Annotated in this window: 4 protein-coding genes and 1 tRNA gene; 3 read left to right on the top strand and 2 right to left on the bottom strand. The window is 66.9% G+C overall.

The window, feature by feature from the left end:
- Positions 1 to 675 (top strand): hypothetical protein (locus VGV60_07710; protein ID HEV8701140.1); only part of this gene is annotated, 675 nt, incomplete at its 5' end.
- Positions 676 to 735: 60 nt separating this feature from the next.
- Here VGV60_07710 and VGV60_07705 read toward each other — a convergent pair.
- Together VGV60_07705 and VGV60_07700 are read right to left on the bottom strand one after the other, a co-directional pair.
- Positions 736 to 3252, bottom strand: coding sequence for a VCBS repeat-containing protein (locus VGV60_07705; GenBank protein ID HEV8701139.1), 2517 nt, complete (start codon positions 3250 to 3252; stop codon positions 736 to 738).
- A 180-nt stretch (positions 3253 to 3432) separates the two neighbouring features.
- Positions 3433 to 3522, bottom strand: a tRNA-Ser gene (locus tag VGV60_07700).
- A gap of 322 nt (positions 3523 to 3844) precedes the next feature.
- Here VGV60_07700 and VGV60_07695 point away from each other — a divergent pair.
- On the top strand, positions 3845 to 4885 hold the full coding sequence (locus tag VGV60_07695; GenBank protein ID HEV8701138.1) for a bifunctional methionine sulfoxide reductase B/A protein: 1041 nt from the start codon (positions 3845 to 3847) through the stop codon (positions 4883 to 4885).
- Between the two features lie 515 nt (positions 4886 to 5400).
- Positions 5401 to 7710, top strand: a 2310-nt coding sequence (locus VGV60_07690; GenBank protein HEV8701137.1) for a vitamin B12-dependent ribonucleotide reductase, incomplete at its 3' end; no start/stop codon positions are given.

Below are 7710 nucleotides of genomic sequence, written 5' to 3'. Positions count from 1 at the left end.
TCGAACTCCTGGTTCCTCTATGGCTTCGCCTTCGCCCGGGAGAGACGCCGGGGAACCATGAGCCCCATCCAGAAGAAGCGCCGCGCCCGGCTCGAGAGACTCTACGGCCGCCCCCCGCACGGCGCGGTCACGGCCGCGTTTCGCTCGCTGCTCCGGGCGCTGCCTCCAGCCCGGGGCCGACTGCGCATCGTCGCCGACGACGACCCGGCGATACGGCGCGCCGCAGACGCGCTCCCGTACGTGCATCTGAGCGCCTACCCCAACCCGGTGCGTGGCCCCAAGGGCAGCCCCCGCACGCGCGAGGCCCGCCAACGGGACCGGGCGATGTTCCCGAATGACCAGCTGCACCGCTTCCTGCGACACAGCGAGGCCGCGCACCGGCGCGAGACCATCGCCTTCGGCCGCAGCTACAACGGCCTGGTCGAGCGACTCGCCCTGTTCATGGTGTGGCGCAACCTGGTGCAGGCCCGCTCGGAGCGCCATCCCAGAGACGGCACCACGGCCATGCGCCTCCGGCTCACCAACCGGCCCTGGGGCTGGCCACAGGTGCTGGCGGAGCGGCTGCATCCCGTCCGAGTGCAGGCGGGCGAGAATGTGATGGGACTCTATCGCAGGGAACTCGTCATCCCCTCCCTGCCGAACGAGCAGCGTCACGCACTATTACGCGCCCACTGACGCCGCCCATCGCGGGGGGCGGTCACTCGGCTTCTGCGTCTTTCCACACTCTGAGCGCCACTATGGGCAGCCGCCGGAGGACGGAGTTCCGATCCGGCCGTCGGTCGACACCGTGTAGCTCCCGGGGACTCCCCCCACGATCGGCCGGACCAGGTAGAAGAACACGTCGTTGGGGCCCGGGTCGATCGTGTCCGGGTAGTTGGCGGTGTCCGAATCGGCGATGTCGTTGGCCAGGCAGACGACGGGGCCGAGGTCGACGCCGCCCCCCGCCGGATGGATCGACGGGGTGCGGCCTCGGATGACATCGAACAGGGCGCCCGGCTTGAGCCCCCAGCGCACGACCGTCTGCGACCCGCCGATCACGTCGATCACCTGCAACGGATCGCCTGAGACCGACTGGTTGAGCAGGATCGTCAGGGTGTCCGAGAAGCTGTCGGCCACCGCGATGTCCGGCTTCGAGTCCTGGTTGAAATCGGCGACCGCCAGACCGACAGGAAGGTCGCGCGTGCCGTAGCTGCCGGCATCGGTGAAATGGCCGGTGCCGTCCCCCAGAAGCAGCGTGACGTTGTTGGCGTCGGCGTTCCCCACGGCGACGTCGAGCCGCCCGTCGAGATTGAAGTCGGCGACGGCCAGGGCGACGGGGGACAGCCCGACCTGGACCTCGATGCTCGGGGGAGGCGGCGCGCCTCTCAGGACGATCGTGATGCTGCCGGCGCCGGTGTTGGCGACCACCAGATCGAGGTCGCCGTCGCCGTCCACGTCGCCGCTCGCGATCCCCATCGGCGTGGGCCCGACCGGGTACGACACCGGCGTCCCGGACACCCCGCCGACGCCGTCGGCGATCGCCACGGCGCAGGTGTTCGTCAGGCTGAAGGCGATCGCCGCATCCTGGAACGCATCCGTGTTGAGGTGGCCGAGCACGATGTCCGACGGCTTCGACGCGAGGGTGGTGCAGACCGAGTTGCCGAAGGCGCTCGGTCCGGAGGCTCCGGTTCCGCGGCGCGTGCACATCTGGTTCGACGTTTCGCAGACGACCGCCAGGTCCGGGAACAGATCCCCCGAGATGTCGCCCGACGCCAAGGCCACCGTCCCGATGCAGCCGGTCGTGAAATTGGTGCGACTCAGGGACGTGCCGTTGTTGGCCAGGTAGCTGACCGAATCGCCGGCGTTGTTCGCCGTCGCCAGATCCGGGATGCCGTCGCGGTTGAAGTCGTCGGCCACGATCGAATAGGGCGTCGTGCCGGTCGCCGCGCTCGGTCCGGCCGTCGGGAAGCCTCCCAGGCCGTCGCCGAGATAGGTCGTGACCGTGTTCGAGCTCTGGTTGGCGGAGGCGACGTCCGCCTTGCCGTCCCGGTTCAGGTCGGCCGCGGCCACCCCCTGGGGGAAGGAGCCCACCGGGAGGGCGACCTTGGCCCCCAGCAGAAAGGAGCTCCCGGTGGTGTTCTGCAGGACCGAAATGGTGTTCGCCGTCAGGTTCACCGTGACGGCATCCATCTGGCCGTCGAGGTTGAAGTCTCCGACCGCGGCGGTGTTGGGGGCCGGCCCCGTGTTCACCAGGGGTTGCGCGCTGAAGCCCCCCGCGCCGTTGCCGAGATAAAGGACCGCCTGGCCGACGCCGCTCACCTTGGACAGGGTCACGAGGAAATCGGTCTTGAGATCATTGTTGAAGTCGGCCGCCACGGTCCCCCGCGGCCCGAAGCCGGGGGAGAGCGTGCTCGGCGACCCGAATCCTCCCGCGGCGTTGCCGAGAAAGACCGACAGCGTGTCGGCGGTGAAGTTGCAGACCACGATGTCGGAGTTGCCGTCGCCGTTGAAATCGGCGACGGTCATCCCCTGCGGCGCCGTCCCGGTGGTCAGGGTGGCGTTCAGCGTGAACTGCCCGTTCCCGGCCCCCCTCCAGATCTGAATGGCGTTGGAGCCGTTGTTGACGACCGCCAGGTCGGCCCGGGTGTCGTGGTTGAAATCGGCCGTCACCACCTGCTTGGGATTGGCGGCGGTCGTGTACTCCAGCGGAGCGCCGAAGTGCCCGGTGCCGTCTCCCAGGACGATCGCCAGGACCCCCAGGGCTCCCGAGGCGATCGCGACGTCGACCTTCCCGTCACCGTTCCAGTCCCCCACGGCCAGCCCGCTCGGCGTGATCGGGAAGATCGACGTGTTGATGGCCGGAGCGAAGTTGCCGTTCCCGTCCCCCAGGTTCACGGAGATGTCCTGGCTGCGCAGATTGCAGGTGATCAGATCGGGGAAGGTGTCGCCGTTGGTGTCGGCGAAGGCCGTACCCGAGGGGAGCGATCCGGTCGGCAGCTCCAGGAGCTTCTCGAAGGTCCCGTCCCCGAAGCCTTTCAGGAGACCAATGCCGTCGCTCTGCTGATCGACGGTGACGATGTCGAGGAGGACGTCGCCGTCGAAGTCGACGGCGATGGCGCCGACCGGCTGCCTGCCGACCCCGATGTCGCGCCTGGATTTCAGCGACCCCTGGGCGAAGGCGGGCGTCGGCACCGCCCCGACGGCCAGGAGCAGCGCGGTGATTGTGGAAACCCAAGGACGCAGGAAATTACCCTCGTGCCCTCTACGTTCCATCGAGCGGCGCCTCGACCTCACGTGGTCCAGAGTCGGTGGAATGGGGCAAAGTCCGTAGTGCGAACTCTTTACATACGACATACAGGGCTGATGTCAAGCAGAACTCGGCGTCATGTCGCGGGCGATATGACCATCGCCCCCCGCATGTGCCGCGGTGCTATTAATGCAGGTGGGGGGACGTGGCGGAGAGGGTGGGATTCGAACCCACGGTGAGGTTTCCCCCACACACGCTTTCCAAGCGTGCTCCTTCAGCCACTCGGACACCTCTCCGCGGAAGGCGCGCTCGACCGGGCTGTCGGAATTCCGGCGGATGATAGACCGCCCGGCGAGGGGAGTCAACGCGAGTCCGGAGAGGCGGGTCCGGACAGGGTGTCCGGCGCCCCGCCGTGAGGGCTTGCCATGCGGCCGTCTTCGGGGGATGATCGTGGCCTGTCCCAGGAGCAACAGGGAAGCCACAATGGTCGTACTCGATTCGTGCCGGGCCGCGGTCCCGGTCCTGGTCCTAGCCACCGGCCTCGCCTGCGCCGCCTGCTCTGTCGATAGCGTGGCGACCGGGCAGACGGCGGCACCCGACCACCGTGAGGAGAGAGACATGAAGACGTTCACCAAGCCACCCGATGCCGAGCTCAAGAAGCGCCTCACGCCGGAGCAGTACCAGGTCACGCAGCACGAGGCGACCGAGCCGGCGTTCCGCAACGAGTACTGGGACAACCACGAGGCCGGCATCTACGTCGACGTGGTCTCCGGCGAGCCCCTCTTTTCGTCCCTCGACAAGTTCGAATCCGGCACCGGCTGGCCCAGCTTCACCCGGCCCCTCGAGCCCGAAAACGTCACGACCAAGGAGGACCGCCTGCTCTGGATGAAGCGCACCGAGGTGCGCTCGAAGCACGCCGACTCGCATCTGGGGCACGTGTTCGACGACGGGCCGAAGCCGACCGGCCAGCGCTACTGCATGAACTCGGCGGCGCTTCGCTTCATTCCGGTCGACCGGCTCGAGGCGGAGGGGTACGGCCAGTACCTGGCGCTGTTCGGCAAGGCGCCCGGCGAGAAGGGTGCGGCCGGGACGTCGAAGCCGGACGGCAAGCCGGGTTCGGCCGGCGGGGCGAGCCCCGCTTCGGACAAGCGCACCGCCAGCGACTCCATCGCGAAGCGCGAGATCGCCATCCTCGCCGGCGGCTGCTTCTGGGGGGTCGAGGAGATCCTGCGAGCCATCCCCGGCGTCTACGAGATCGACGCTGGCTACACCGGCGGCAACCTGTCGAACCCGACCTACGAGGACGTCCACACCGGCGGGACCGGCCACGCCGAGGCGGTGCGGGTGATCTTCGATCCGGCGAAGGTGTCGTACGAGGAGCTCCTCGGCTGGTTCTTCCGCCTGCACGACCCGACGACCCTCAACCGGCAGGGGAACGACATCGGCACGCAGTACCGCTCGGCCATCTTCTACCTGGACGACAGGCAGAAACGGATCGCCGAGCAGGTGAAGGCGAAGGTGGACGCCTCCGGCAAGTGGAAGCGGCCGCTCACCACCGAGATCGTCCCCGCCACGGAGTTCTGGATGGCGGAAGACTACCACCAGGACTATCTGCAGAAAAACCCCGGCGGCTACACCTGCCACTTCCTCCGGGACTGAAAAAGCACGCGGGTCCTCTCGGAACGCGACCCTGGTCGAGAAATTTTCGCGGCCGGACGGCGCGCCGGTCAACGGTTCTCGCGCCGCCCCTCTCGACGTTCGCCAGCGAACGCTCGCGGGGCGGAGGCTTGCCGGACGGTGGTCGCCGACGCACATCTTTTCCACAGACTCGCCCACAGGCTTAAGTGGTAGAAAGCTCAGGATGTTGTGGAACAACTGTGGACAGCCCCAACATTTTGTGTTCAGCCCTTGACACGACCTCGACCGCTGGCTATTCTGCGAACATTGCGGCCGAGGCGTGTTTTGTGACCGCGAGAGGCAGTGCTGGAGCCCCGGCCGGAAGTCGCGCGACCCCATCCGTGAGACGGTGGCCGTGCTCGTTTCCGAGATGGGTCTTCTCTCGGCAGGAGCCCCGTCGTCACTAAATTTTGGGGGTGGGAGGGGGCGGCGAAGGCAGTCCAATCGTCGGTCGGGAACCACAGGATGGCCCGACCTTTTACTTGAGGCGCTGACCGATGAAGAAGGAATCCGAGCTCAGGGAGCGGGGGGCCGAGAAGACTTCACGGGAGAACCGTAAGACACAGGTCCGCGCCTCGTCCGGCTATGCAGGACCGCTGACGCTCAGGAAGGCAGCCGAGGGGCTGACCCTCGAGCGCTACTTCACCCGCCCCGGTGTAGACCCGTTCGACGAGGTCGAGTGGGAAATCCGCCCCGCGGTCATCGGCAGCGAGAAGGGCGAAATCGTCTTCGAGCAGAAGGACGTCGAGGTCCCGAAGTTCTGGTCGCAGACCGCCACCAACGTCGTCGCCTCGAAGTACTTCCGCGGCACCCTGGGGACCCCCGAGCGCGAGCGCAGCGTCAAGCAGCTCATCGGCCGCGTGGTGCGCACCATCGGCGTCTGGGGGCGCGCCCAGGGCTACTTCGGCACCGAGGCGGACGCCCAGACGTTCGAGGCCGAGCTCAAGCACTTGCTGGTCTATCAGAAGATGTCGTTCAACTCGCCGGTCTGGTTCAATGTTGGGGTGGAGATGCCCCACCCTCAGGCTTCGGCGTGTTTCATCAACTCCGTCGAAGACACCATGGACTCGATTCTCACTCTTGCGAAGACCGAGGGGATGCTCTTCAAGTACGGCTCGGGCACCGGCTCGAACCTGTCTCCCATCCGGTCTTCAAAGGAGCTCCTGGCCGGCGGCGGCACCGCCTCCGGGCCGGTGTCGTTCATGAAGGGCTACGACGCCTTCGCCGGCGTCATCAAGAGCGGAGGCAAGACCCGCCGCGCCGCCAAGATGGTCATCCTGAACATCGACCACCCCGACATCGTCGAGTTCATCAAGTGCAAGCAGGAGGAAGAGAAGAAGGCCTGGGCCCTGATCGACGCCGGATACTCCTCGGCGCTCGACGGCCCGGCGTACGGATCTGTCTTCTTCCAGAACTCGAACAACTCGGTCCGCGTCACCGACGACTTTATGAAAGCGATCGAAACCGACGCCGACTGGTGGACCCGCCGGGTGACGAACGGCGAGCCGTTCGAGTCGTTCAAGGCGCGCGACCTGATGAAGATGATGGCCGAGGCCACCTGGCAGTGCGGCGACCCCGGCATGCAGTTCGACACGACCATCAACGATTGGCATCCCGTACCGAACAGTGGGCGCATCAATGCCAGCAATCCCTGCTCCGAATTCATGCACCTCGACGACACCGCCTGCAACCTGGCCTCGCTCAACCTGATGAAGCTGGCGAATGACCAGGGAGAACTCGACGTCACCGCGTACAAGAAGGCGATCGAGACGACCATCCTGGCGCAAGAGATCCTGGTCGACAACGCCTCGTACCCGACGCAGAAGATCGCCGACAACTCGCACAACTTCCGGCCGCTCGGGCTGGGGTACGCCAACGTCGGGGCGCTCCTGATGTCCCGCGGCCTGGCGTACGACTCGGACGCGGGGCGCGACTACGCCGCGGCCATCACGGCGGTTTTGACCGGCCAGGCGTACGTCGAGTCGGCGCGCATCGCGGGGATCATGGGGCCGTTCAATGGCTACGAGAAGAACCGCGAGCCGTTCCTCAAGGTCATCAAGAAGCACGGCTCGCACGTCGCCAAGATCGACCCGGCGCACGTGCCGCTCGATCTCTACAACGCGGCGCGCGAGTGCTGGGACGAAGCGTACGAGCTGGGGGCCAGGAACGGCATCCGCAACGCCCAGGCGACGGTCATCGCCCCGACCGGCACCATCGCCTTCATGATGGACTGCGACACGACCGGCATCGAGCCGGACATCGCGCTCATCAAGTACAAGAAGCTGGTCGGCGGCGGCATGCTGAAGATCGTCAACCAGACCGTGCCGAAGGCGCTCAAGCGCCTCGGGTACTCCGACCTTCAAGTAAAAGAGATCATGGAGTACGTCGACGAGAACGAGACAATCGAAGGGGCGCCGCACCTCAAGGACAACCACCTGTCGGTCTTCGACTGCGCCTTCAGGCCGCTCCGCGGCAGTCGCAGCATCCAGTACATGGGCCACGTCAAGATGATGGGGGCCGTGCAGCCGTTCATCTCGGGCGCCATCTCGAAGACGGTCAACGTGCCCAACGACACCATCGCCGAAGAGATCATGGACGCCTACATCCAGGCCTGGCACCTGGGCGTCAAGGCGCTGGCCATCTACCGCGACGGCTCCAAGACCGCGCAGGCGCTGCGCACCGATGCGCAGCAGGCGACGCCGGCCCCCGGCACCGCCGAGTTCGACGCCGCGGTGCGGGCCGCCGTCGCCAAGGCCGTGGCCGAGCGTGGCCCGCAGCGCAACCGCATGCCGCGCGAGCGCCAGTCG

It is taken from the genome of Candidatus Polarisedimenticolia bacterium, from assembly GCA_036001465.1.
Taxonomy (GTDB): Bacteria; Acidobacteriota; Polarisedimenticolia; order Gp22-AA2; family Gp22-AA2; genus Gp22-AA3.
This window is presented reverse-complemented; position numbering and strand designations above follow the sequence as displayed.

What these genes read in the sequence shown, in the direction of transcription:
- VGV60_07695 (HEV8701138.1), top strand. Translation starts at nt 3,845, where the DNA reads ATGAAGACGTTCACCAAGCCACCCGATGCCGAGCTCAAGAAGCGCCTC.
- VGV60_07705 (HEV8701139.1), bottom strand. Translation starts at nt 3,252, where the DNA reads ATGGAACGTAGAGGGCACGAGGGTAATTTCCTGCGTCCTTGGGTTTCC.